The organism is Jatrophihabitans sp. (assembly GCF_036388195.1).
In the GTDB taxonomy this organism is placed as follows: Bacteria; Actinomycetota; Actinomycetes; order Mycobacteriales; family Jatrophihabitantaceae; genus Jatrophihabitans_A.
Window position 1 is genome coordinate 12,652 of sequence record NZ_DASVSG010000168.1, and the last position, 23,092, is coordinate 35,743.

A 23,092-nucleotide genomic window follows, 5' to 3' on the forward strand; every position below is an offset into this window, starting at 1 on the left:
ATGTCCACCGCCCTGTCCCCGGCCGACGCCCCGTACTCCGGCGCCGGCCAGCGTCCCGGCCTGCCGGCGCAGGGCCCGGAGGCGAGGGTGGGGGGACGGCTTCGCGGCCGGGGCCGCCGGGCTCCGGTGGGGTTGCTGGCCGCCGCGGTCGCCGTCGCGGCGCTGTCGCTGGTGCCGCTGGGCTACATCCTCGTCCAGACCGTCGCCACCGGCTGGGACCAGGCCTACGCGCTGGTCGTGCGCCCCCGGGTCGGGGAGTTGCTGCGGAACACCGCGGCGCTGGTGGCCGTCACCGTCACCGCCAGCGTGCTGCTCGGGGTGGCGGCCGCCTGGCTGGTCGAGCGCACCGACCTGCCGCTGCGCCGGCTGTGGGCGGTGCTGTTCGCGGTGCCGCTGGCGATACCGGCCTTCGTCACCAGCTATGGCTGGGTGTCGCTGTACCCGTCCATCGAGGGCCTGCGCGGGGCGAGCCTGATCACCACGTTCGCGTACTTCCCGTTCGTGTACCTGCCGGTCGCGGCGGTGCTGCGGCGGCTGGATCCGGGGCTGGAGGAATCGGCCCGGTCGCTGGGGCACTCACCCCTCGGGGTGCTGGTCCGGGTCGTGCTGCCCCAACTGCGCACCGCCGTCCTGGGGGGCGCGCTGCTGGTGGGGCTGCACCTGCTGGCCGAGTTCGGGGCGCTGCAGATGATCCGGTACTCCACCTTCACCACCGCGATCATGGAGCAGTACCAGTCCACCTTCAACGGCGCCGCCGCGACCATGCTGGCGGCCGTGCTGGTGAGCCTGTGCCTGCTGCTGATCACCGTGGACGTGCTGCTGCGCGGCCGCAGCCGCTATGCCCGGCTCGGCTCCGGAGCGGCCCGGCCGGCTCCGCGGGTCCGGTTGGGCAAGGCGGCCCCGTTGGCGGTGCTGGCTGCCGCGGCGGTCTGCGGCATCGCGATCGGGGTGCCGTTCGTGAGCGTCGGACGGTGGCTCAAGCTCGGCGGCGCCGGCCTCTGGACCGCGCCGGAGCTGCTGCCGGCGCTGCTCAGCACGCTGACCCTGGGGCTGTACGCCGCGGCCGTCACCACCGCGATCGCGCTGCCGGTGGCCTGGCTGGCGGTGCGCCATCGCGGCTGGGGCTCCACCCTGATGGAACGGTGCACCTACCTGGCCAGCGCGATGCCGGGCATCGTCGTCGCGCTGGCGTTCGTGACCGTGGCGATCCGGTACGCCCGGCCGATCTACCAGAGCACCCTGCTGATCGTGGTCGCCTACGCGCTGCTGTTCCTGCCCCGGGCGATGGTCAGCCTGCGGGCCGGCATCGAGCAGGCCCCGCCCGAGCTGGACGAGGCGGCCAAGGCGCTGGGCAGCTCGCCGCTGCGGCTGTTCGGACGGGTGACGCTGCCGCTGATCGCGCCGGCCGTGGCTGCCGGCGCTGCGCTGGTGTTCATGGCGGTGGTCACCGAGCTGACCGCGACCCTGCTGCTGGCCCCGACCGGCACCCGGACGCTGGCGACCCAGTTCTGGTCGTTCAGCTCGGCCATCGACTACGCCGCGGCGGCGCCGTACGCGCTGCTGATGATCGTGCTGTCCATCCCGGTCTCCTGGTTCCTGCTGGTCCAGTCGCACCGGATGGCCGGCCGGTGAGCGCCCTGACGGTGCGTGGGGTGCACAGCGCCTACGGCCCGGTGCCGGTGCTGCGCGGAATCGACCTCGATATAGCCGACGGCAGCATCACCGCGATCGTCGGGCCGTCCGGGTGCGGCAAGACCACGCTGTTGCGGGTGATCGCCGGTTTCGAGTCCCCGGATCCGGGCTCGGTGTTCATCGACGACCGGCAGGTGTGCGGGGCCGGCGTCTGGGTGCCTCCCCACCGGCGCGGGCTCGGCTACGTCGCCCAGGACGGGGCGCTGTTCCCGCACCTGACCGTCGCGCAGAACATCGGCTTCGGCCTGCCGCGCGCCGAGCGCCGGTCCCGGGCGCGGATCACCGAGCTGCTCGAGCTGGTCAGCCTCGATCCCGACTATGCCGGCCGCCGGCCCGATCAGCTGTCCGGAGGCCAGCAGCAACGGGTGTCGCTGGCCAGGGCGCTGGCGCCGCGGCCGGGGCTGATCCTGCTGGACGAGCCGTTCAGCGCGCTGGACGCGGGGTTGCGGACCAGCACCCGGGCCGCGGTGGCCGAGGTGCTGGCCGGGCAGGGCGTGACCACCCTGCTGGTCACCCACGACCAGTCCGAGGCGCTGTCGTTCGCCGACCAGGTGGGTGTGATGCGGGACGGGCTGCTCACCCAGATCGGCCCGCCCCGCGAGATCTACGAGGCGCCGCTGGACCTGACCACTGCCGCGTTCGTCGGCGAGGCCGTCACCCTTCCCGGGGTGCTGGCGGGATCGGTCGCCGAGTGCGCGCTCGGCAGCGTGCCCGTCCAGGCGGCTCACCCGCCGGCCGGTGGCGCTGCCGGGACGGTGCTGCTGCGGCCGGAGCAGATCGAGCTGACCGAGCCGCCGGCGGGCTCGGACGAGGCGGACCCGGCCGTGGCCGGGGTGGTGGAGGACGTCGACTACTACGGCCACGACACCATGCTGACGATCCGGCTGGACGAACCCGGCTCCAGCGTGATCAGCCTGCGCCACACCGGCGCCGCCGCCCCCGACGCCGGGGCCAAGGTGGGGCTGCGGGTGCGGGGCGCGGGGCGCTGGTTCCCCGGCGACGGCTGAACCTGGCCGCTGGGTCCGGCCCGGCTGAACCTGGCCGCTGGCTACGGACAGCGGTGCGCTACGGACAGCCGCCGGCCGAGCGGTCGATCCGGTCGATGATGCGCTCGGCGCCGGCTGCGAACTGGCGTAACTGGGCCGGGCTGACCGCGTCGATCACCAGCTCGCGGACCTTGGTCACGTGCGCCGGCGCGGCTGCCACCAGCGTCGCGTAGCCCTGCTCGGTGAGGATCGCATTGGTGAACCGGCCGTTGTCCGGATCGGGCTCCCGGCGTACCAGCCCGCGCAGCTCCAGCCGCTTCACCAGGTGCGACAACCGCGACAGCGAGGCATTGGTCAGGTCGGCCAGCTCGCTCATCCGCAGGGTGTGATCCGCCCGCTCCGACAGCATGGCCAGCGCGTGGTACTCCACATAGCTCAGGCACGCGGTGCGCTGCAGGTGGGCCTCCAGCTCCCCCTGCAACTTGGCCATCATCCGGGAGAACGTCCGCCAGGCGGCGAGCTCGTCCGGGCTGAGCCAGCGCGGTTCGGACCCCCGCGTCACGGTCGTCTCAGGTGTGCTGTGAGGCATCCCACCATTCTACGTCTCACTTGACCATTCAAGTGAGGACTTTTACGGTTGAGTTGAATGTTCAAGTGAGTGTTCGCCTCGCTTGCACCGAGCACGCCAACCGAAAGGCAGTCAGATGTCCGAAGTCACCAAGGTCGCCGTCGTCTACTACTCCTCCACCGGCACCGTCTACGAACTCGCCCAGTCCATCGTCGAGGGCGCTGAGAAGGCCGGCGCCGAGGTCCGGCTCCGCAAGGTCGCCGAGCTGGCCCCCGACGAGGCCATCGCCTCCAACGCCGGCTGGGCCGCCCATGCCGCCCAGACGCAGGACGTGCCGGTGGCCACCGCCGAGGACATCCTCTGGGCCGACGCGGTGATCTTCGGCTCGCCGACCCGGTTCGGCAACGTCGCCTCGCAGCTCAAGCAGTTCCTCGACACCCTGGGCGGGTTGTGGGCGCAGGGCCTGCTCGCCGACAAGGTCTACAGCGGGTTCACCGCGACCTCGACGGCGCACGGCGGCCAGGAGTCCACCCTGCTGGCGCTGTACAACACCATTCACCACTTCGGCGGGATCGTGGTCGCCCCCGGCTACACCGACCCGGTGAAGTTCGTCGACGGCAACCCCTACGGCACCAGCCACGTCGCCGGCCAGGGCGACCTGCCGGTCGATGACGCCGCCCGCAACGCCGGCCAGTTCCAGGGCCGCCGGGTGGTCCGGATCGCGAGCGCGGTCAAGAACGGCCTGACCCAGCTCGCCGGCTGAGTCAAGCTCGCTCCTGAGTCGAGCTCCGGCTGATCAGGCCCTCACCGGCTGAGTCAGCCGCGACGCAGCCTGATCCAGCGGTAGCCGAAACCGTTCAGCTCCAGGTGCCCGAGGTTCTTCGCCGGCGGCTCGTACCGGTCGTCGGCGAAGACCTCGTAGGGCTGCTTGCCGGTCCTGCCGATCCCGAGGTCGACGTCGCTCAGGTCCACGGTCACCGCGGAGTCCGCGAGGTTGTGCAGCAGCAGGATCGCGCCCTCGGGGGCGTCGTAGCGGTGCGCGAGCACCGAGCGCGGCAGTGGGCAGTCGATCACGCTCGCCTTTCCCACCCCGATCTCGGGACACTCGCGCAGCACGCTGATCAGCTCCTGGAACCAGCGCAGCAGCGACTGCCGGTCCAGCCGCTGGGACTCGACGTTCACCCGCTTGGCCGAGAAGTCGCCGCGCGTCAGCACCGGACGCAGCAGGTCGGCCGGGGCAGCGGTGGAGAATCCGCCGGACCGGCTGGCGTCCCACTGCATCGGCGTGCGGATCGCCTCCCGGCCGGGCAGCTTCAGGTCCTCGCCCATCCCGATCTCCTCGCCGTAGCGCAGCACCGGCGTGCCCGGCATCGAGAACTGCAGCGAGTAGGCGAGCTGGATCCGCGCGCGGTTGCCGCCCATCATCGAGGCCAGCCGGCGGCGGATGCCCCTGCCGTAGAGGCGCATGTCGGCCTTCGGCGCGAAGGCCGCCATCACGTCGCTGCGCTGCTCGTCGGTCAGCTTGCTGAGGTCGAGCTCGTCGTGGTTTCGCAGGAAGGTGGCCCACTGCGCCATCGCCGCCAGCTTGGGCTGGGCGCCGAGCGCCTCGACCAGCGGCTCGGCCTCACAGCGGGCCAGCGCCAGCCACAGCTTGGCGTTCAGGCCGAAGGCGAACATCAGGTGGGCACGGTCGTTGGGCCCGTCCGGGCTCGCCGCGCAGTACTTCGGAATGTCCTCGGGCTCGACGTTGGCCTCGCACAGCAGCACGGCCTCGCCGTTGCGCCACTGCACGTCCTGGCGCCAGTCGTCGAGGATGCTCCAGTCCTTGGGACCGGGATCCACGCCGGCGCTGATCTGCTCGATCACGAAGGGCGCCGCGTCGATCCGGAAGCCGGAGGCTCCCAGCTGCACCCAGAACCCCATCACCCTCTTGATCTCGGCGCGGACGGCGGGGTTCGCCCAGTTCAGGTCGGGCTGGAAGTCGTAGAAGCGGTGGTAGTACCAGAGCTTGGCCTCGTCGTCCATGGTCCAGGTCTCGGTCTGCTCGCCGGGGAACACGATGCCCTGGCGGCGGTCCGGCGGCTCGTCCTTGCTCCAGACGTACCAATCGCGGTACGGGGAGCTCGGGTCGCTGCGCGCGGACCGGAACCACGGGTGCTGGTCGGAGGTGTGGTTGACCACCAGGTCCAGCAGCAGCCGGATGCCGCGCGAGCGGGCCTGGGTGGCGAGCTCGACGAAGTCGCCGAGGGTGCCCAGCCGCGGGTCGATCCCGTAGTAGTCGGTGACGTCGTAGCCGCCGTCGTGCTGCGGCGAGGGATGGATCGGGTTCAGCCACAGGCAGGTCACGCCGAGGCGGGCCAGGTAGTCCAGCCGGCTGATCAGGCCGGGCAGGTCCCCGCAGCCGTCGCCGTTGGAGTCCTGGTAGGTGTCGACGTCGATGCAGTAGAGAACCGCTTCCTTGTACCAGCGCTCTGACACCGGCAGTCCTCTCCGCGGGTGGGTGGACTGTACCGAACCGGCGCCCACTGCGGCAGCGGCTCGACCCGGGCGATGGCACGATGCCAGCTGTGATGCACCTGCGCCTGATCGTGCCGGCCGAGCAGTCCGCTGCCGTCCTGAGCGCTCTGGATCGCGATTTCCGGGTCACGAACGTGGTGCTGATGGCCGGGGCCGCGGTGCGTCCGAGCGGTGATCTGGTGCTGTGCGACGCGGCCCGGGAGGCGGTCACCGATGTGCTGGCCGGGCTGCGGCAGGCAGGGCTGCTCGTCGACGGCGGGGTGACGCTGTCGGCGATCGAGGCGGCCCCGTCGGCGAACGCGCACGCGGCCGAGGAGGCGGCGCCCGGCTCACCGGAGGACGCCGTGGTGTGGGACGCGGTGCTCGACCAGGCCGATACCCAGGTCGGCGGGTCCTGGTCCTACTACGCCTTCCTGACCATCGCCGTGATCCTGGCCTCGATCGCGGTGGTCACCGACTCGGCCGTCCTGGTGGTCGGGGCGATGGTGGTAGGGCCCGAGTTCGGCGTGGTGACAGCGCTGGCCCTCGGGATAGCGCTGCGCCGGCCCAGGCTGAGCCGCCGGGCCCTGGCGCTGCTGGTCAAGGGCTTCCTGCTCGCGATCGGCATCGCGCTGGCGTGCGCGCTGGCAGCCCGGGCAGTGGGCTGGGTGCACCCGTCCTCGGTCAGCGCCGACCGGCCGCTGACCGGGTTCATCTGGCGTCCGGACCGCTGGTCGGCCGTGGTCGCGGTGATCGCCGGCTGCGCCGGGGTGCTGTCGCAGACCGCCGGCCGCTCGAACGCGCTGGTGGGCGTCTTCATCTCGGTGACCACCGTCCCGGCCGCCGGTGACCTGGCGCTGTCGATGTCGGTCTGGGACTCCCGGCAGATCATGGGGTCACTGACCCAGTTGCTGCTGAACCTGGCCGGCATGACCCTTGCCGGCATCATCACCCTGATCGTGCAGCGCCGGCTCTGGCGCCGGACCGCAGCCGTGGCTGCCACCGGCTGATTTCGAGGCGTCTGGCGGCTTGCTCGTAGTCCTTAGCGCACCAGGCGACGGAGGGCATCCCTGGTCTCGGCATCCGTCGAGTAGATGACTGTCCCGACCATGCCGCGGGTGAACAGAACCTTGTAGACGTTGCGGACGAGGCCGTCGAACTGCTGATCGCTGACGGTCCTTGCGCTCCGGAAGTCAGGGTCCCGGTTCGCGGACCGGTTGCTCACGAACGATCCGTGGCGCCAGAGCAGGTCATCTCCGATGATGACGCCGTTCCAGTCGTATTCAAATCCTTGAGCTGTGTAGACGCACCCGACCTGCCCGATCCCGCCAGGGTCACTGGCCCAGAGCGCGGCTGGCGGCGCAGCGCCGACCCGCCGATCACCTTTGAGATTCCACGGACGTGCCCAGTCGCCAATGGCGACATCGGGCACGAGGGTCCCGTCCGGACGTGGATCGCTCCACGGCCAGCAATAACCGGCCGACATTCGTGCGGTGTAGCCGTCGGCTTCCTTGGTCAGCAGCAGTTGTTCCAGCTCGAGGGGCGAGTCCGCGACGCGCACCTCGAAACGCTCGTTGTTCTGCCACGTGCTGGGACCTTCAGCGCTCAGCCCCAGCAGTCGCTCTACCCACCTGATGTAAGAGGCGCTCCCCCCGCACCGGAACTGTTCAGGAAGTGGGACGTGATGCACCCGCAACCCCTGCGCTTCGGCATAGGCGCGAATGGATTCGACCGCACCCATTTCGCCCGGACGCACGACCTGGTTCTCGTCCAGCAGGAAGACCGGCACTCGCGCCGCGCTCATCAACTCATCCAGTTGCGGCCGGCCGGTGCGGTACTGGGCGGTGGTGTAGCGGTTGACGGAGGTCTCTCGAATGCGGTGCGCCTCGTCCAGGATCAGCACGTCGAGGCCATTGCGCTCGGCGTCCATGAACTGGTTGAAGTACTTGAACATCTTCTGTACGCGTGGCGCCCGGTTCCCGGCAACCTTTCGCAGTGTCTGAGTGAACGAACGCGATCCTGTCGCATGCAGAACGGTTCTACCCTGGCGGGCAAGCTCACCCAGCAAGGAGAGAGCGATAACGCTCTTGCCGCTTCCGGGACCGCCCGAGACGATGATGACCGCCTTGCTGTCGGCCCGCTGAGCCCTGGCCACCTCATGCATGACGAGATCCACAGCGAGTTGCTGATTGCCCTGCAACTTGAACTGCTCACGGTGCTGAACCTCCTCGGCCGCGACCGTGAGGAGTTGGCGTGACGGTGCCACCGCTGACCGGAGGAGCTCATCGGCGTATGCGGCTCCAGGAACCGCGGGGTCCAACCTGCTGCGCAGGAAGTCGTGAAACCTTCCCCGGTCCGCGCCGGTGAACAACTGGCCATGCAGGTCGGGTCGGAAGTCGAACAGCTCGGAAACTGCCTGCGGGTCAACGGCGTTGTGCAGGTAGGCAACGCCCGCCACAGCGTCCTCGTCGCCATGCAGGGTTCGTGCGAAGTCGATGACATGTGTGCAGTAGTTGCGAACCTGCCGGACGGGATGGTTCTTAGGGCCACCCGGCTGGCCGTCCACCTCGACCAGATTCGGGTCGGCTTCCCACCGCCTGGCCGACGACCACTGCTTCAGCTCCACGACCACGTAGGAAGAGCGACCCGTTACGGGATGCACGCCGGCCAGGACGACGTCGGCTCGCTGTGACGTCAACGGCAACTGATACTCGACGATCACCTCGACGTTGCCGAGGCCGGCATCCACCAGATCTTGCGCGAGGACGGGAAGGCTTCTCTGCCAAGACCGCATCTCTGCCGGCGATGCCCGGTGACCTGCTTGATAGAGGATTTGCTCGAACAACCTCTCCACGACGGAGTCCGTAGCGGCAACACGTGCGAACACGTCAGCCGAGTAGCGGAGCGTCAAGGTGGATGTCCCCAGGCAGCACGAATCGAGTCGTGCGGGTGGGGGCGTCCAAGCGCTGGGAAACCGTCTGGCTTCCAGGCACTAGCCCGTCGGGCCGCGGCATTGATGGTAGCCGCCGCCGCGTGGGGTCGCTCGAATATGGCTGGGACGCCGCACGGTAGCCATCCTCCTGCTGGCCGCGCTTGGCCGCGGCAACCGACTGCAGCCGTCGCCGGTTGAATCCTCGGTTCCTCAAGGCTCAATAAAGAATTCGGCGACTACCCCATGCCAGCTTCTGCACCGGATATATTAAATTGTTGTTAACTAATCAAGTGAGGACTGTGGAGTGAATCGTTCAGGTATCAAGGCGTGGGCTGGCCGGCGGTCGCGCCGATTCTGGATACTGAGCGCGCTGGGTGCCTTCGTGCTGCTCGTCGCGGGGCTCCCCGATCAGAAGTCCTCGCCTCAGACGGCGCCTGACAGGTTGCTGTCGCCGGCGACGAGTTCGGCCTCGCCCGCCGTGGCTGCCAGCAGCGCGGCGAGGGCTGAGGCAGCCGCGGCGGCGAGCCGGTCGGCACTCGCGTCCGAGCAGGCTGCGGCCGCGGCTGATGCGTCCCGGGTGGCCGCTGCTTCTCAGTCCGCCGCCTCCAGCGCAGCAGCCGTCGCCTCCCGCTCAGCGGCTGCATCCCGAGCCGCTGCTACAAGCAGCTCGGCCGCCGCGTCACGCTCGGCCCAGGCCTCCAGATCAGCCGTAGCCTCCCGATCGGCCGCAGCATCGCGCTCGGCGGCTGCGTCGCGGTCAGCGGCGGCCTCGCGCTCCGCGGCCGCGTCACGCTCAGCGGCGGCATCGCGCTCGGCAGCCAACCGGGCTCCTTCCTGCGAGCCCGGCTACAGCCCCTGCATCCCGCCCGGTCCGGACGTCGATTGCGCCAGCGGGGAGGGCAACGGGCCTCGCTATGTCGACGGTCCGGTGTATGTGAGTGGCAGCGATCCCTACGACCTGGACCGTGACGGCGACGGGATCGGCTGCGAAAACTAGTCCGGCAGCAGCGGCACGGTCAGCCCGGGATCGACGTTCAGCAGCACCCCGCGGGTGATCGCCGAGCTGCCGTACCGGTCCCGGGCCCGGTCCACCACCGAATCGAGGTTGTGCAGGCCGCGGCGCTCCAACGGCAGCTCCAGCTGCACCGCGTCGGCGTTGTCGAGGTTGGCCAGCGTCACCCCGATCAAGGTGATGCCCTGCTCGCGGATCAGCCCGCCATTGGCCTCCATCAGCCGGCGCAGCGCCACCAGGACGACCGCGGTGTCGTCGGTCGCGGTGGCCAGCGTGTGCGACCAGCTAAGAGGTAACCGCACGCAGCTCGGCGGCCAGCAGCTGGTGCGCCGGCGCAGGAAGGGTCCTGGTCGAGCGCTGCCGCAGCCACGGCAGCGTCTCCTCGTTCTCGTCCCAGCGCGGAACGACGTGGACATGCAGGTGCGCCACGGTCTGCCCGGAGTTCGGCCCGCTGGCATTGAGCACCACCACGCCGGTGGCATCGAGCGCGCTGATCATCGCCCGGCTGATCCGCCGCACCAGCACGGCCACCGCGACGACGTCGCTCTCGTCCGCGTCATGGAGCCCGACGGAGTGCCTGCGGGGCACGACCAGCGTGTGACCGGGCGCGAACTCGTCAGCCGGCAGTGGCGCGAACGCGACCGCGGCAGGTTCCTGGGCCACCCACCGCGCCTCGCCGGTGCTCACCAGCTCGCAGAACACGCAGGACATGAGGCGCATTGTGCGCCAGGTCGCCCGCATCGCACGCGAGGTTATACCGTCCGGCCCGAGGAACCCCGCTAGGACGCCTCCGCCGGCACCGAGGCATAGGCGCGGACCGGAAACGTCCCGAACCCCGCGACGCGGGGCGGGGCGGCGGTGAACCGCGCGCCGGTGGGCGGCAGCTGCTCCAGTCCGGTGAGGTGCTCCACGATCGGGATGCCAGCCGCCAGCAGGATCGAATGGGCCGGCCGGGCGCCGTCGCTGGTGTCGTCGATGTTGACCGAGTCGATCCCGACCAGCCGGGCGCCGTGCGCGACCAGCCAGTCCGCACCCGCCTCGGTGAGGTACGGGGCGTCCTTGGCGTAGTCGGGCATGCCCCAGTGCCGGTCGCCGCCGGTGTGCAGCAGCACCGCACAGCCGCGGACCTCGAGCGCTGCCAGCGCCCTGACGTCGACGGCCCGGCCGGTGCTGCCGGTGGTCCGGACGACCACCGCCGGCAGGTCGGCCAGCGCGGTCAGCGGCAGGCCCGCGAGGTCCACGCCGTCGGCATAGCGGTGGTAGGGGCTGTCCAGGTAGGTGCCGGTGTTGCCGATCATGCTGATCCGGTCCAGCGCGAACTCGGTCCCCGGCGCGTACACCTGCCGGGACGCTTCGTGGGTCAGGTGCGGCGTGATCTGCGGCGCCGGGATGCCCGGATAGGTGACCATGCCATCGCTGATGACGTGGCTCAGCTCGACCCACCGGCGGCCGGCGCCGGCCGGGACGGGGGTGTCGCTCGGGCCGCCGCGGGACTGCGGCGCCGGGTCCTGCGGCGCCGGGTCCTGGGGTGCTGGCATGGGGCAAGCCAATCACGCGAGTTCGACGAGCACCGCACGGACGTCGGCATAGGTGTCCGTAAGCTCCCGTTCGCCCAGCCGGAACCGCTCCAGCAGGATGGCGAGCAGGTGACGGGCCAGGTAGAACGCCGCCCGGAGCCGGTCGTGGGGGCCGTCCGGCAGCGGGCCGTAGCTGTCGAAGAACGCCCGGTGCTCCGCGCCGTGCCGCTGGCGGGCCCGGTGGATCGTCCAGTCCGCCAGCGGGTCGCCCCACCAGCCCCGGTCGCAGTCGACCACGCCGGTGATCCGGGGCTCCGGGGCGTCGGCGTCGATCAGCAGGTTGACCGTCCACAAGTCCCCGTGCAGCAGCCGCGGCCGGCTGATCTCATCGAGCACGTCCCGGTGCCTTGCGGCGGCCTCGGCCAGCCGGCGGGCATCCCCCGCGTCCAGGCCGGCGTCCTGCAGGTCGGCCGCCGCGTCCTCGAAGTACCCGATCAGCGCCTGGCTCCAGGTGTCGTAGCCGGGGCCGGCCACCATGCCGAACCGGTCGCCGGTGACGTCGTGCACGGCGCGGGCGATCCCGCCGAGCTGGCCGAAGAACGACGCCCAGGCCGGCCGCGGGTACCGGCTGAGGCCGTCCGGCGCGGGGACGCCGTCGAGCAGGGTCTGCACCAGGTAGTCGCGGCCGATCACCTGGTGGGTGAAGTCCACCGCTAGGGTGCCCGGCAGCAATTCGGCCAGGCCCGCGAGGAAGGGGACGGTGGCGTGCTCGTTGCGCATCAGCGCGTGCTCGATGCGAAACTGCCGGCCCGGCTCCGGCGCGACCCGCAGGATGACCGGCCGGTGGCCCGCCAGCTCCACCCGGTAGGTGCTGTTGTAGGCGCCCAGCCCGAGCTCGGTGGCCGAGCCGACCCGGACGCCGGCGCCGAACGCGCGACGGCACATCGCCTGGATCTGCCCGGCGGTCACCGACTGCTGGAAGGCGTCGGGCGCGCGCTCGATCGGCCGGAACTCCACCTGTCCTCCTTTCGACGTCGCCGAGCTGGCGCTCGCGAAAAGCCAGCTTCGCCCAGCCGTCCAGCGCGTGGACGCTCAGCACCAGCCGATACCGTGGACCGCTCAGAGCCGGCCCGGACCGGCTCAGCGCGGCTCGGCAGGCGGGTCCCCGGCGCCGCCGATGCTCCGCTGGGCCCAGCCGACGTCGTGCCAGCGGCCGTGCTTGTAGCCGATCCCCCGGTAGGTTCCGACCGGCTCGAAACCCAGCGCCCGGTGCAGGCCCTCGCTTGCCTCGTTGGGCAGCGTCATGGCGGCGACGAGGGTGCGATAGCCCCGCTCCGCGAGCCGGCTGAACAGCGCCTCGTACAGCGCCCGGCCACCGCCGGTACGGCGCCGGCCCCGTTCGAGGTAGACGCTGACCAGGCAGGACCACCGGTAGCCCGGTCGCGCGTTGAACGGGCCGCCGTAGGCGTAGCCGACCACCCGGCCACCGTCCTCGAGCACCAGCCAGGCATGGCTGCGCTGCGCATCGGCGATGCGCTGGGCCATCTCCGCGGGCGTGGGCGGGTCGATTTCGAACGTGACCGCGGTATCGGTGACGTACGGGGCGTAGATCGCCGCGCAGGCCGGCGCATCCGCCGCGCGGACGTCCCTGATGAGAAGCTCGCCGCCGGTCACGGCGGAGCCAGCACGGCACCCGGTCACAGTGCCCGCCAGCGTACCCAACGCCCGGCGGTCAGGCGCCCGGCAGCTGACCCGTCGAGGTCAGCTCCTCGGCGATGTCGCGGAGCTTGCGGTTGGTGTCCTGGCTGGCCCGGACGAGCAGCCGGAACGCCAGATCGTCGGTGATCTTGAATCGCTCCATCAGGATCCCCTGGGCCTGGCCGATCAGCTCCCGGGTGCTGACCGCGGTGCGCAGATCCTCCTTGCTCTGCTCGCTGGACATCGCGACCGCCGCATGCGTGGCGAACAGCAACGCCACATGCTCGGAGTAGTCGTCGAAGGCGTACGGCTGCCTGCTGTGCAGGTTCAACGCCCCCAGCCCGTCGGCTTGGACGAACAGCTGCACCGCCAGCATGCTGCCCACCCCGAGCTCCCGGGCACGCAGGATGAACCTGGGCCAGCGCCGCTCGGTGGTCATGTCCGACAGGCGCACCGTCTGCTCGTGGTAGAGGCTGTCCAGGCACGGTCCTTGCCCGGTGGCGTGCTGCGCGTGATCGACCGCCCGGGCCAGCTCCCCGGTGGCCGCGAGGGTCTTGCCCTCCCCGCTGCGCAGCACCCGGGAGATGCTGGCGTACTCGGTGCCCGGCACCGTGCCGACCGCGGCCTGCACGATCTGCTTCAAGGTGTCCTCCAGGCTCTGCCTGGCATCGAGCGTCCGGGCGAGCTCGCTCAGCCGCTTCGCCAGCTCATCCTTGCCCGCAGCCGCCCCGGTGTTGTCGCTGGACGGCAGGCCGCGGCCGCCCCTGTCGCGCTGCTGCTCATCGCTCATGGCTCGCCTTCCACCCGACCGAGCGTTCGTCCACAAGGTCTGCGTGAAGGCCGCCACGGTTTGGGGCAGCGCCATTCTTACATTAGAACAATGTAAAAGCTACCCTGCGTGCTTGCCTCGAGGCGCCTGGTGAGCACCGGTGACCCGGGCGCGCGCTGCCGCCAGCTGGCCGGGGTCGTTGCAGTCGAAGGCGAACCCCACGTCGATGCCATCGATCCTGGACCGGGGGAAGGTGGCCAGGAACTCGGCGAAACTCACCCCACCGGCCGAACGGTAGCGGCGCAGGACGGCCAGGGCCGGGCCACGGAGGCAGTAGAGGCCGGCGAGGCGAGCCTGCGGATGGGCGAGGCCGCGATCCACCCGCGGCCCGGCTGCGGTGGCCGACCACCAGATGGTGCGCGGACCGATGTCCCAGGGGTCGGTGGTCAGCGCGAGCGTCAGGTCCGTTTCGCCGGCATTGCGGCTTGCGATGGCGAGAAACCGCTCCAGCGCGCCGTCCGCCACGACCAGGTCGCTGTCGCTGACCACCACCTCCGGCGCGTCCCCGGCGGCTCGCAGCACGGTGTTCCCGAACGGCTCCAGCGGCGCCGCTGGCAGCGGCCGTGCCGCTGACCGAGCGTGCTCAGCTAACCGGGCCGTTCGCAGATTTCGAGCAGTACCTGCAAGCCCAATCGGGCAGCCGCCGGGCGATGATCCGGCGGGAGCTGCGCACGATCGACCGCCTCGGCCTCGACGTCAGTGTCGTCGAGCTGGACGAGGCCTTCGCCGCTGGGGCGTGCGACCTCATCTCGGAGCTGAAGGTGCGGCACGGGCTGCCCGAGCCGCCGCGCCTGGTGCAGCTGCGGGTGCAGCACTGGGCCCGTGCGGCTTGCGGAGCGGTGCGTGCGATCCTGGTCCGGGCCGGCGGGCGGCTGGTGGCGGTCGCGCTGACCCAGCAGTGCGGTCGGCGCCATGAGGTGTTCGAGGCAGGCCTGCGGGACGACTTTCCGGACCGGGTGCACGCCTACGCGCTCGCCTGCTTCTACGAGCCGGTCCGGCAGCTGGCCGAGCAGGGCGGCGAGGTGCTGGATCTCGGGGTGGGGACCACCCACGCCAAGGTGCTGCGGGGCGCCACCCTCGAACAGGTGTACGGGTACTCGACAGCCCGCCCACCCGGCTAGCGGTACGGTCGGGTGGCTGGGCAGTCAGCAGGCCTCCTTTCGGGACGCGGCCCTTGCATCGCCGCGGCCGTCCTGACTTCATCTGTGAGGGACCATGAAGCTGACCACCGGACTGCTGGCCGGCGCGGCCGCGGGCGCGGCGGGAACGACCGCGCTCAACGCCACCACCTACCTCGACATGGTGCTACGGGGGCGGCCGGCCAGCAGCACCCCGGAGCAGACGGTCGAGGAGCTGTCGTCCCGCAGCCACCTGAACATCCCCGGGAACGAGGAAACCCGTGCCAACCGGGTCAGCGGCCTGGGCGCGCTGACCGGCATCCTGGCCGGCGTCGGGGTCGGCGTCGCGCTCGGAGCCGCCCGGGCGGCCCGGTTACCGAGCGCCGTGGTGATCCAGCCATTGTTCGCGGGTGATCGCGTACTCGACCTCGCCGTGCTCGGCGCCGGGGATCGGCTCGTCCCAGTCGGCGTGGAAGGTGCGCACATGCCGCAACCCGATCGAGGTCATGGTCGCCCGTGAGGCTTCGTTGACGGCCATCGTCTCGGCGAAGATCCGGTGCAGGTGCAGGTCTTCGAAGCCGTGCCGGAGCAGCTCGCGGGCGCCTTCGCTGGCCAGGCCCCGCCGCCAGTACCGCCGCAGCAGCCGGTAGCCGAGCTCGGCCTGGCCTTCCACCGGCCCCTGGTCGGCACGCTGCGGCGGTTCCAGGATCCACCAGCCGACGAACCGGTCGTTCTCGAAGCCCACCCAGAAGCCGAGACCCGGCACTGGCTTGGCGGCGGCCAGCCGGTTGCGGTGATAACGCTCCACCTCGGCCCGGCTGCGGGGCTTGCCATTGCCCAGATAGCGCATCACCTCCGGGTCGGAGTCCAGCTCGACCTCGTAGTCCAGGTGCTCCTCGGCCAGCGGGATGAGGGTGAGCCGGGAGGTGTGCAGCGTTGCCTGGCTGGTCATCGGCGAGCGATCACCAACGATCCCAGTGCAGGACCTCGTCGAGTGGCTGCCGGGCGGCTGGGCGGAAGTCGGTGCCGGTGTAGTACGCGGTCGGGATCAGGGCGGCCTGGCGGATGCCGGCCGGCAGGCCGAGGATCGCCGCGACCTCGTCCTCGTAGCGCAGGTGCAGAGTGGTCCAGGCGGTGCCGAGCCCACGGGCCCGGGCTGCCAGCATGAAGCTCCAGATGGCGGGATGCAGCGATCCCCAGAGGCCGGCCTGGTTGCCGGCGGGCAGCTCCTCCACCTGCAAGCAGGGCAACACCAGCACCGGCACGTCGGCCATGTGCTCGGCCAGGTAGGCCACGCTGTCTCCCACCCGCTGTTGTATGGGTGCCCTGGCCGGATCGTCGGCGAACAGCTTGCCGGCCGCGCCTTCGGAGGCAAGGTACTGCTCGGTGGAGCGGCGGTAGACCTCGCCGACGGCGCGGCGCTGGCCGGCATCGGTCACCACGATCCAGTGCCAGTGTTGCCGGTTGGAGCCGGAGGGCGCCTGCAGCGCCACTTCCAGGCACTCGCGGATCAGCTGCTTCGGGACCGGGCGGGTGAGGTCCAGCCGCTTGCGCACCGTTCTCGTAGTGGTGAGCAGCTCGTCCGGGTTCAGCGGGATGGTGAAGGCCATGGCTGCATTCTGGCAAAGCCGGGGACTCTACGTGCTCTACCCTCCCTTTTGTACGTGTCCTACCCTCCCTTTTGGCAGGCTCCTCCCCTCCCGTTTGTCGAGACCTATGCCTGTGACCGCAGGCCACTCGCTGAGCTATCGCGCTTGCGTGGGGTGCCCGAAGACAATATGGTGGTCTGTACGTACGAAGTACATACGCTAGGAGAAGGTCATGACAACCGCTGCTCGCCTCAACTTTCGGGTTCGACCGGATACTGAGCACCGGCTCCGGGCCGCAGCCGCGGCGACCGATCAGTCCCTGACCGACTTCGTTATCTCCGCTGCGGTCGCCCGAGCGGATGAGGTGCTCGCCTCACACACCGTTGTCCCGGAGGACTACTTCGACCAGTTGATCGCAGCACTCGATGAACCCGTCACTCCTAACGAACCCTTGCGCGCGGTCGCACGTCGCCCACGCCGCGTGAAGCAGGTCTAGCCGTAGCTACCGTGGACTTCATCTCCGAGCCGCTCAACGACTCTCACGTCCTTACCTCGTTCGACAGCGGCAAGGAGCCGCTGGACCGCTGGCTGCGCATGTCCGCCGGGCGGGGACAGCTTCAAGACACCGGACGTACGTTCGTGTGGCACGCCGGCGATGGCGAGGTAGTCGGCTACTACACGCTCACCGGTCACGCTCTGCACCGCGACAGCTTGTCGAAGAAGCAGGCGCACTCGCTACCTGCCGAGGTGCCGGCCATCCTGCTTGCCAAGCTCGCACTGGATGTCAGCCTGCACGGCCAGGGCTTGGGCAGCGAGCTGTTAGTCGACGCCCTGACCCGGTGCGTGCGAGTTGGCGAGATAGTCGCATCGCGCTTCGTGGTGGTCGATGCGATCGACGAGAGCGCGGCCGGGTTCTACGAGAAATACGGGTTCACCCGGATACCGGCGACTGAACCTGTTCGTTTGTTACGGCGCTTGAGGAGCATCGCCGCTGATCTTCACGCTGGCGAGAATGGCACTGGTCTCCGATTTGGTGAGCAAAAGTCGTTGCGTGACCCCAAAGCTAGGCGCGCCGAGGCCAAGCCGATCTAATGGAGGGGCATGTATTCAAGGCCGTGATGAGCGCCGCGTGCCGACATGGAGCCGCTTTCCTCTCTTGGTCGCCCGCCCGACGGCAGGGTGGCATACCCGTAGTAATACCGTCCGCGCGGCTCCGACGTCAGGGCATCACTTGATGTCATCGTTGACCCCCAAGTCCGGACTCTGATGTTCGAAAGTGTAGGTAAAGTGCTCAAATCAATGCGTCTAAGCAACTTTCGTGGTTTCGAATCGTTCCAGCTAAACTTTGCCCCTCATAACTATCTATTAGGTCCGAATAATGCCGGAAAGTCGACGATCCTAACGGCGCTTCGGCTTGTGGAGACCTTGCTCAGAGTGGCTCATAGTCGAAACTCGGAATTCAGTGTTGCGGACGGCGAAAGGCGAGTACTCGCATATGCTATCAATCTATCGGAATTTCCTGCGCTTGCGGATAGTATCCATTTCGATTTCTATGGGGATCAGGAGACCCGTCTCGAAGTCGTATGGAGTTCAAGCGCTAAATTGACCGCCGTCTGGCCGCCTTTGGACGAGGATAGCGAGCCGTTTTTCTATCTAGAGAATCTTTCCGGGATGCAGCCCAAATCCGTTTCCTTGACTCGATCAGCATTTCCACTCCTAGGAGTTATTCCCGTTCTGACTCCGGTGGAACACACGGAAACGCTGCTCAAGGAGCGATATGTGCGGGCGAGTGTTAATACTCGCTTAGCGAGTCGACACCTTCGCAACAACCTGTACCTGCTGGGCCAAGGCAGCGTTGCCGCGGAATTTTATGCGTATGCCAGCGAATGGACGGAAGAGGTTGAATTTGAGCGTGTGACGACTCGCATCACGGATCAAGGAATCTGTATCGACTTATTCTATAACGAGCCTAAGAGCCGTGTTCCGAAGGAGCTCGTGTGGGCTGGTGATGGGATTCAAATCTGGCTTCAAATCCTGTTCCATCTATTTCGAATCCGAGAGTTGGACACGGTAATCCTCGACGAGCCAGAGGTATACCTGCACCCAGACCTTCAGAGACGACTTGTTCGTATTCTGGAAGGCTCTGGTAAGCAGATAATTATGGCCACACATTCTGCCGAGGTTATCGGAGAAACCAATCCTGCTGACGTGATTTTAATTGATAAACGTCAAAGTCGGGGTGTCCGTGCCAAGACGGTCGAACTTGAACAGCGTATTGGCTCGCTTATCGGTACGCAATTCAATTTGCGTCTCGCAAAAGCCCTCAGGTCTAAGGTTGTAGTCTTCGTAGAGGGCGATGATTTGCAGATTCTGCGCCCATTGTTCGGGCAGCTTGGCCTTACCAAACTGGCACGTGAGTCTGGGGTCTCATTTATAGATCTCGGTGGGTTCTCCATGTGGGAACATCTTGCCGCCTTCGAGTGGTTTGTAAAGGACCTCCTGAAGGGCAGCGTAGAAACTGCAGTGTTGCTTGACCGTGATTACCGGTCCGACCAGCAAGTGGTTGACCTTGAGTCCCGGATGTGCGCTATTGGCCTCGCAGCACACATTTGGCGGCGTAAGGAGATTGAAAGTTATCTAGTGACGGTGCCCCTTGTCACTCGAGCTACCAAGGAACCATTAGACGAGATAGTTGATATCTTTCAGAAGGTCACGGTCCGTCTTGAAACGATAACCTTCTCTCGTCTTGTGGCTGAAGCCATTCAAGAAAAAGGGGGTGGATCGCAGCATCATGCCACAGTAACTGCGCAGGTGAAAAAGGACTTTGACGGTAACTGGTCAAGCCCAGACTACCGATATAAAGTCCTTCCTCCCAAGCAGCTACTGGCCGGCATATGTGACGAGCTTCAGGCGACGGGAAGGAAAGCGGTCAGCATCAGGGCACTAGCTAGGGCGGCTCGTCGCAGAGACCTAGACTCGGAACTAATCTTTGCGCTGGAGCGCATAGAGAACATGCTCTAGTCTGAGCAACCGTCGCCTCCCTATGGTGGAGGGCGCGGTCATATAAGACCATCGGGAGGCGTTTAGTTACGAGGGCATGTCCACGAAGCGGGACAGGTGGCCCTGGAACGCCACCGTCGCCTGCCCGGTGGGCCCGTTGCGGTGCTTGGCGATGATGATGTCCGCCTCGCCGGCCCGCGGTGACTCCCGCTCGTACATGTCCTCCCGGTGCACCAGCAGCACCACGTCGGCGTCCTGCTCGATGGAGCCGGACTCGCGCAGGTCCGACAGCATCGGCTTCTTGTCGGTCCGCTGCTCCGGGCCACGGTTGAGCTGGGACAGCGCCACCACCGGCACCTCCAGCTCCTTGGCGATCAGCTTCATCGCCCGGGAGAACTCCGACACCTCCTGCTGCCGCGACTCCACCCGCTTGCCCGAGGTCATCAACTGCATGTAGTCGATCACGATCAGCTTCAGGTCGTGGCGCTGCTTGAGCCGGCGGGACTTGGCCCGGATCTCCATCATCGTCAGGTTCGGCGAGTCGTCGATGAACAGCGGCGCCTCGGCGAGCTCGGAGGACCGCAGCGCGATCTTGCGCCAGTCCTCATCAGTCATCCGTCCCGACCGGATGTCGTTGAGCTTGACCCGCGCCTCGGCCGAGAACAGCCGCATCATGATGTCCTGCTTGGACATCTCCAGCGAGAAGATCACCGTCGCGGCGTGCTGCTTGATCGCCGCCGACCGGGCGAAGTCCATCGCCAGCGTCGACTTGCCCGAACCCGGCCGCCCGGCCACCACGATCATCTGCCCCGGGTGCAGCCCGTGGGTGATCTCGTCCAGGTGCTCGAACCCGGTCCGGATGCCGGTGCCCACCCCGCCGTTGGAGGTCATCCGGTCCATCTCGTCCAGGGTGCCTTCGAGCAGGTCCTCGATCCGGACGTAGTCCTCGCTGGCGCGCCGCTCGGTGACCTCGTAGATCTCGGCCTGGGCCCGGTCCACCACGTCGTCGACGCTGCCGGTCATCCCCTCGCCGCTGGCCGCTCCATAGCCCATCTGGACGATCCGGGTGCCCGCCTCGACCAGACGGCGCAGGATCGAGCGCTCGGCGACGATCTCGGCGTAGTAGCCGGCGTTGGCAGCCGTCGGCACTCCGGAGATCAAGGTGTGCAGATAGGGGTGGCCGCCGACCCGCCCGATCGAGCCGGTGCGGGTCAGCTCGGCGGCGACGGTGACCGCGTCGGCAGGCTCGCCACGGCCGTACAGGTCCAGGATGCTGTCGTAGATCAGCTGGTGGGCCGGCCGGTAGAAGTCGCTGCCACGCAGCACCTCGACCACGTCGGCGATCGCGTCCTTGGACAGCAGCATGCCGCCCAGCACGGACTGCTCGGCCTCGAGGTCCTGCGGTGGGGTGCGGTCGAACCTTGGACCGGAGGTCTCCGAATCGATCGCGCGCAGCCCTGGGCCTGAAGTCACACCGTAACCAATCGTCTGCTGATCGTCGGGCAGCGGTTCAGCCATGGGCTCTTGGTACTACCGCGGTACGACAGTTTTCGAATTTCTTTCGATTCGGCTCGCCCTGTCACGCGGTCCGCGTCAAGTCCGCGCCGACGTTAGGGCTACCGTCCCGGCGGGGCAATCCCACCTGTGCACACACCTGTGGAGCACGGTGTGGGCAACGCCGCGCGGCATTGTTCACGACCTGGGGACAGAGCTGTGAATAAGTCTGATGACAGCACTGCAGGGCCGGTAAATGCTGGGCTGCGTTGTGCTCACCCTGTGGACGAAAAGTAATTCCGAAGAAGGTGAGCGCTCCAGCAACTGTGAGCGTCCGGTTTACTACTGGGCCGAACCGTGGTCAGTAGGTAACGCTCCGCTCACGACCCGTACCACATATCCACAGGGAACGTAAACTCGAATCCCACGCCTTGGACGACTCGCTCCTGCCGCTCGACAGCCGGGTCAGCGGCAGACGGCTCGTCGAGGTCGTACGCCAGCGAGGCCGAACCGCGCCTACCGCTCGATGAATCTTGGGCAACCGATCAGTGTCGGCAGCATGCGACAGGTCGGCCATGGCGGGCCTATTCCCGCTGGCCGCAGCGCGAGTTGTGACACCCCTCACAGGGGTCTAGGGTGCGAACTGCCGATAGCCCAGCACCGCTGATCCCAGGAGGATTTAATGGACGAGCGACTCAACGACGAGCAGCTCAACGACGACCGGCTGTCCCAGGTGAGGGCCAACCTCAAGGCTGGCAGGCTCGAGCGCGAGGACATCTCGGTTCTCGAGGCCATCGTCGAGCGCACCGAACTCGCGGCGCGCCAGCTTCGGGCAGCCATCGTCGAGTAGCGGCGCCAGGCCCGTTCGTGACCAAGCCGTACCTTCGAACCGAGGTCAACCGGGCCAATCCGTTCCTGGCCCACACCCGGGACGGCAGCTCCAGCGTTATCCTGCTCGACCGCTTCGAGCTGCCGATGGCCGACATACCCTCCTCACTCTGGACGAAGATCGAGGCAAGCCTGGACGTGGGCTTCCTCGGGCCGGTGATCGAGCCGGACGTCATGATCGTCCTGATGAGCGAGCAGTACGCGGCCGCCTCGGAATTCGTGTACGGACATCCGGTGTGGGGGCGTATCCGGTCGGGGGACCGGAACGCCCTGCACGCCTACCTGCTCGAAACCCGGCACTACCTGGCGGCCGCCTCGGCGCGGATGTCGCCGAGCATCGCCCGGCAGATCGGTCTCGGACCGGTCAACCTGCTGCTGTCGCGGCACCTGCTGGAGGAGTGGGATCACGCCAAGTTCTTCGCCGACGCGCTGCAGGCGATCGGCTGCCGCCGGGACCTGCTGCCCGCCGTCCGGCCGCTGCCGGCCACCATGGAATGGCTGCACGCGACCCGGACCCTGGCCTATGGCAGCGGCCTGAACGCGGCGATGTGCTCGGGTTTCATGGAGTACTCCTCCACCGAGGCGGACGCGGTCGCCGGCTGGCACGACATGCTGGTCTCCTCCGGCCTGCTGCTGCCCGAGGCCAACCGCGCGATCCTCAGGCATGTCGACACCGATGTCGCCTTCGGTCACGCCGACAACTGGAAGCACGTCCTCACGGCGCGCGGTCCCCTCGTCCCGGACGAGGCCGCCGGCGCCCTGAACGCCGTCGCGACCCTGGCAGAGGCCATCTACCGCTGGCTGTCCTCGCTGGACCGGGGGCTGTCGGCCTCCATCGTGGCGGGCCTGCAGCTGCTGGAGGAGGACCGGGTCGAGGCCGCCGGCTCCGGCTCCGCCCGGACGAGTGAGGCACAGACCGAGACCGCCGGTCCCCAGGACATCGAGGTGGCGATCTACGACGGGCTGCCGGTGTGGCCGGCGCCGGTGCTCAGCCTGGTCAGCTGGGGCGACGAGGGCCTGACCGACGCCGCCGCCATCATCACCGGGTTGACCTACGCCCTGGGCTCGCTGCCCGCCGACGAGCCGTCCCCGCTGCAGTCGGCGGTGCGGACGAACGCCGCCCGGCTGGTGGGCAGCGGCGCCGTCCAGCGCGACACCGTCCAGGGCCTGGAGGCCGAGGCCACCGGGTGGCTGCGGGCGATCGACGGGCATGAGCTCTGGTCGGCCATGGTGGAGGACTCCTCCGACGAGCTGATCGTCGGCTACGTGCTGG

At 68.4% G+C, this 23,092-nt stretch carries 24 protein-coding genes; 10 read left to right on the plus strand and 14 right to left on the minus strand.

The features are described from left to right. The gene (locus tag VF612_RS17160; protein WP_408661071.1) at nt 1-1,632 is read left to right on the plus strand and encodes an ABC transporter permease; all 1,632 of its coding nucleotides are present in this window, start codon (nt 1-3) and stop codon (nt 1,630-1,632) included. Beyond that, a complete protein-coding gene (locus VF612_RS17165; RefSeq protein WP_408661072.1) occupies nt 1,629-2,699 on the plus strand; it encodes an ABC transporter ATP-binding protein in 1,071 nt (356 codons plus the stop codon). The genes VF612_RS17160 and VF612_RS17165 overlap by 4 nt, the downstream gene beginning before the upstream one ends. A gap of 58 nt (nt 2,700-2,757) precedes the next feature. On the opposite strand, the gene VF612_RS17170 is transcribed toward VF612_RS17165, so the two are convergent. Continuing rightward, entirely contained in the window at nt 2,758-3,267 is a 510-nt protein-coding gene (locus VF612_RS17170) for a MarR family winged helix-turn-helix transcriptional regulator (protein ID WP_408661073.1), read from the minus strand. A gap of 115 nt (nt 3,268-3,382) precedes the next feature. Here VF612_RS17170 and wrbA point away from each other — a divergent pair, with 115 nt between their 5' ends. Continuing rightward, nucleotides 3,383-4,009, plus strand: coding sequence for an NAD(P)H:quinone oxidoreductase (wrbA, locus tag VF612_RS17175; protein ID WP_408661074.1), 627 nt, complete (start codon nt 3,383-3,385; stop codon nt 4,007-4,009). Nucleotides 4,010-4,062: 53 nt separating this feature from the next. Here the strand turns inward: wrbA and VF612_RS17180 are convergent, their stop codons facing one another. Continuing rightward, the gene (locus VF612_RS17180; protein WP_408661075.1) at nt 4,063-5,724 is read right to left on the minus strand and encodes an alpha-amylase family protein; all 1,662 of its coding nucleotides are present in this window, start codon (nt 5,722-5,724) and stop codon (nt 4,063-4,065) included. A gap of 92 nt (nt 5,725-5,816) precedes the next feature. Here VF612_RS17180 and VF612_RS17185 point away from each other — a divergent pair, with 92 nt between their 5' ends. After that, complete coding sequence (locus tag VF612_RS17185; RefSeq protein ID WP_408661094.1) at nt 5,817-6,752, plus strand: DUF389 domain-containing protein; 936 nt, start codon at nt 5,817-5,819, stop codon at nt 6,750-6,752. Between the two features lie 32 nt (nt 6,753-6,784). On the opposite strand, the gene VF612_RS17190 is transcribed toward VF612_RS17185, so the two are convergent. From VF612_RS17190 to VF612_RS17230, 9 genes are all read right to left on the minus strand, one after another. Continuing rightward, nucleotides 6,785-8,653 (minus strand): DNA/RNA helicase domain-containing protein, encoded by a 1,869-nt coding sequence (locus VF612_RS17190; protein WP_408661076.1) that lies wholly within the window; start codon nt 8,651-8,653, stop codon nt 6,785-6,787. Nucleotides 8,654-9,265: 612 nt separating this feature from the next. Continuing rightward, a complete protein-coding gene (locus tag VF612_RS17195) occupies nt 9,266-9,496 on the minus strand; it encodes a hypothetical protein (protein WP_408661077.1) in 231 nt (76 codons plus the stop codon). 171 nt (nt 9,497-9,667) lie between these two features. After that, the gene (locus VF612_RS17200; RefSeq protein ID WP_408661078.1) at nt 9,668-9,988 is read right to left on the minus strand and encodes a hypothetical protein; all 321 of its coding nucleotides are present in this window, start codon (nt 9,986-9,988) and stop codon (nt 9,668-9,670) included. Beyond that, entirely contained in the window at nt 9,972-10,397 is a 426-nt protein-coding gene (locus tag VF612_RS17205; RefSeq protein WP_408661079.1) for an HIT family protein, read from the minus strand. Before VF612_RS17205 ends, VF612_RS17200 begins: the two co-directional genes overlap by 17 nt. A 68-nt stretch (nt 10,398-10,465) precedes the next feature. After that, on the minus strand, nt 10,466-11,224 hold the full coding sequence (locus VF612_RS17210; RefSeq protein WP_408661080.1) for a cyclase family protein: 759 nt from the start codon (nt 11,222-11,224) through the stop codon (nt 10,466-10,468). Nucleotides 11,225-11,236: 12 nt separating this feature from the next. Then, nucleotides 11,237-12,220, minus strand: a complete 984-nt coding sequence (locus VF612_RS17215) for a phosphotransferase family protein (protein ID WP_408661081.1) — start codon at nt 12,218-12,220, stop codon at nt 11,237-11,239. 123 nt (nt 12,221-12,343) lie between these two features. After that, nucleotides 12,344-12,877 carry a GNAT family N-acetyltransferase gene (locus tag VF612_RS17220; protein ID WP_408661082.1) on the minus strand — a complete coding sequence of 178 codons (534 nt, stop codon included), beginning with the start codon at nt 12,875-12,877 and terminating at the stop codon, nt 12,344-12,346. A gap of 58 nt (nt 12,878-12,935) precedes the next feature. After that, nucleotides 12,936-13,691, minus strand: coding sequence for an ANTAR domain-containing protein (locus VF612_RS17225; RefSeq protein WP_408661083.1), 756 nt, complete (start codon nt 13,689-13,691; stop codon nt 12,936-12,938). 99 nt (nt 13,692-13,790) lie between these two features. Beyond that, nucleotides 13,791-14,252, minus strand: coding sequence for a hypothetical protein (locus VF612_RS17230; RefSeq protein ID WP_408661084.1), 462 nt, complete (start codon nt 14,250-14,252; stop codon nt 13,791-13,793). A 41-nt stretch (nt 14,253-14,293) separates the two neighbouring features. Here VF612_RS17230 and VF612_RS17235 point away from each other — a divergent pair, with 41 nt between their 5' ends. Further along, entirely contained in the window at nt 14,294-14,851 is a 558-nt protein-coding gene (locus VF612_RS17235) for a GNAT family N-acetyltransferase (protein WP_408661085.1), read from the plus strand. A 370-nt stretch (nt 14,852-15,221) separates the two neighbouring features. On the opposite strand, the gene VF612_RS17240 is transcribed toward VF612_RS17235, so the two are convergent. Both VF612_RS17240 and VF612_RS17245 read right to left on the minus strand, forming a co-directional pair. Beyond that, on the minus strand, nt 15,222-15,800 hold the full coding sequence (locus VF612_RS17240; protein WP_408661086.1) for a GNAT family N-acetyltransferase: 579 nt from the start codon (nt 15,798-15,800) through the stop codon (nt 15,222-15,224). Nucleotides 15,801-15,810: 10 nt separating this feature from the next. Then, complete coding sequence (locus tag VF612_RS17245; protein WP_408661087.1) at nt 15,811-16,458, minus strand: nitroreductase family protein; 648 nt, start codon at nt 16,456-16,458, stop codon at nt 15,811-15,813. A 211-nt stretch (nt 16,459-16,669) separates the two neighbouring features. Between VF612_RS17245 and VF612_RS17250 the strand changes: the two genes are divergently transcribed. The 3 genes from VF612_RS17250 (at nt 16,670) to VF612_RS17260 (ending at nt 19,458) form a co-directional block, all read left to right on the plus strand. Further along, nucleotides 16,670-16,933 (plus strand): DUF1778 domain-containing protein, encoded by a 264-nt coding sequence (locus VF612_RS17250; protein WP_408661088.1) that lies wholly within the window; start codon nt 16,670-16,672, stop codon nt 16,931-16,933. An 11-nt stretch (nt 16,934-16,944) separates the two neighbouring features. After that, on the plus strand, nt 16,945-17,529 hold the full coding sequence (locus VF612_RS17255; RefSeq protein ID WP_408661089.1) for a GNAT family N-acetyltransferase: 585 nt from the start codon (nt 16,945-16,947) through the stop codon (nt 17,527-17,529). A gap of 207 nt (nt 17,530-17,736) precedes the next feature. Beyond that, a complete protein-coding gene (locus VF612_RS17260; protein ID WP_408661090.1) occupies nt 17,737-19,458 on the plus strand; it encodes an ATP-dependent nuclease in 1,722 nt (573 codons plus the stop codon). A 66-nt stretch (nt 19,459-19,524) separates the two neighbouring features. Here the strand turns inward: VF612_RS17260 and dnaB are convergent, their stop codons facing one another. Beyond that, the gene (gene dnaB / locus VF612_RS17265; protein WP_408661091.1) at nt 19,525-20,955 is read right to left on the minus strand and encodes a replicative DNA helicase; all 1,431 of its coding nucleotides are present in this window, start codon (nt 20,953-20,955) and stop codon (nt 19,525-19,527) included. Nucleotides 20,956-21,613: 658 nt separating this feature from the next. Here dnaB and VF612_RS17270 point away from each other — a divergent pair. Together VF612_RS17270 and VF612_RS17275 are read left to right on the plus strand one after the other, a co-directional pair. Continuing rightward, nucleotides 21,614-21,781 (plus strand): hypothetical protein, encoded by a 168-nt coding sequence (locus tag VF612_RS17270; protein ID WP_408661092.1) that lies wholly within the window; start codon nt 21,614-21,616, stop codon nt 21,779-21,781. Between the two features lie 17 nt (nt 21,782-21,798). Further along, a partial coding sequence (locus tag VF612_RS17275; protein WP_408661093.1) for a hypothetical protein occupies nt 21,799-23,092 on the plus strand: 1,294 nt, incomplete at its 3' end.

Excerpts from the sequence above, each read along its gene's own strand:
- VF612_RS17160 (WP_408661071.1), top strand. The coding sequence starts at position 1 with ATGTCCACCGCCCTGTCCCCGGCCGACGCCCCGTACTCCGGCGCCGGC.
- VF612_RS17170 (WP_408661073.1), bottom strand. The coding sequence starts at position 3,267 with ATGCCTCACAGCACACCTGAGACGACCGTGACGCGGGGGTCCGAACCG.
- wrbA (WP_408661074.1), top strand. The coding sequence starts at position 3,383 with ATGTCCGAAGTCACCAAGGTCGCCGTCGTCTACTACTCCTCCACCGGC.
- VF612_RS17185 (WP_408661094.1), top strand. The coding sequence starts at position 5,817 with ATGCACCTGCGCCTGATCGTGCCGGCCGAGCAGTCCGCTGCCGTCCTG.
- VF612_RS17205 (WP_408661079.1), bottom strand. The coding sequence starts at position 10,397 with ATGTCCTGCGTGTTCTGCGAGCTGGTGAGCACCGGCGAGGCGCGGTGG.
- VF612_RS17210 (WP_408661080.1), bottom strand. The coding sequence starts at position 11,224 with ATGCCAGCACCCCAGGACCCGGCGCCGCAGGACCCGGCGCCGCAGTCC.
- VF612_RS17225 (WP_408661083.1), bottom strand. The coding sequence starts at position 13,691 with ATGAGCGATGAGCAGCAGCGCGACAGGGGCGGCCGCGGCCTGCCGTCC.
- VF612_RS17240 (WP_408661086.1), bottom strand. The coding sequence starts at position 15,800 with ATGACCAGCCAGGCAACGCTGCACACCTCCCGGCTCACCCTCATCCCG.
- VF612_RS17245 (WP_408661087.1), bottom strand. The coding sequence starts at position 16,458 with ATGGCCTTCACCATCCCGCTGAACCCGGACGAGCTGCTCACCACTACG.
- VF612_RS17250 (WP_408661088.1), top strand. The coding sequence starts at position 16,670 with ATGACAACCGCTGCTCGCCTCAACTTTCGGGTTCGACCGGATACTGAG.
- VF612_RS17260 (WP_408661090.1), top strand. The coding sequence starts at position 17,737 with ATGCGTCTAAGCAACTTTCGTGGTTTCGAATCGTTCCAGCTAAACTTT.
- dnaB (WP_408661091.1), bottom strand. The coding sequence starts at position 20,955 with ATGGCTGAACCGCTGCCCGACGATCAGCAGACGATTGGTTACGGTGTG.
- VF612_RS17270 (WP_408661092.1), top strand. The coding sequence starts at position 21,614 with ATGGACGAGCGACTCAACGACGAGCAGCTCAACGACGACCGGCTGTCC.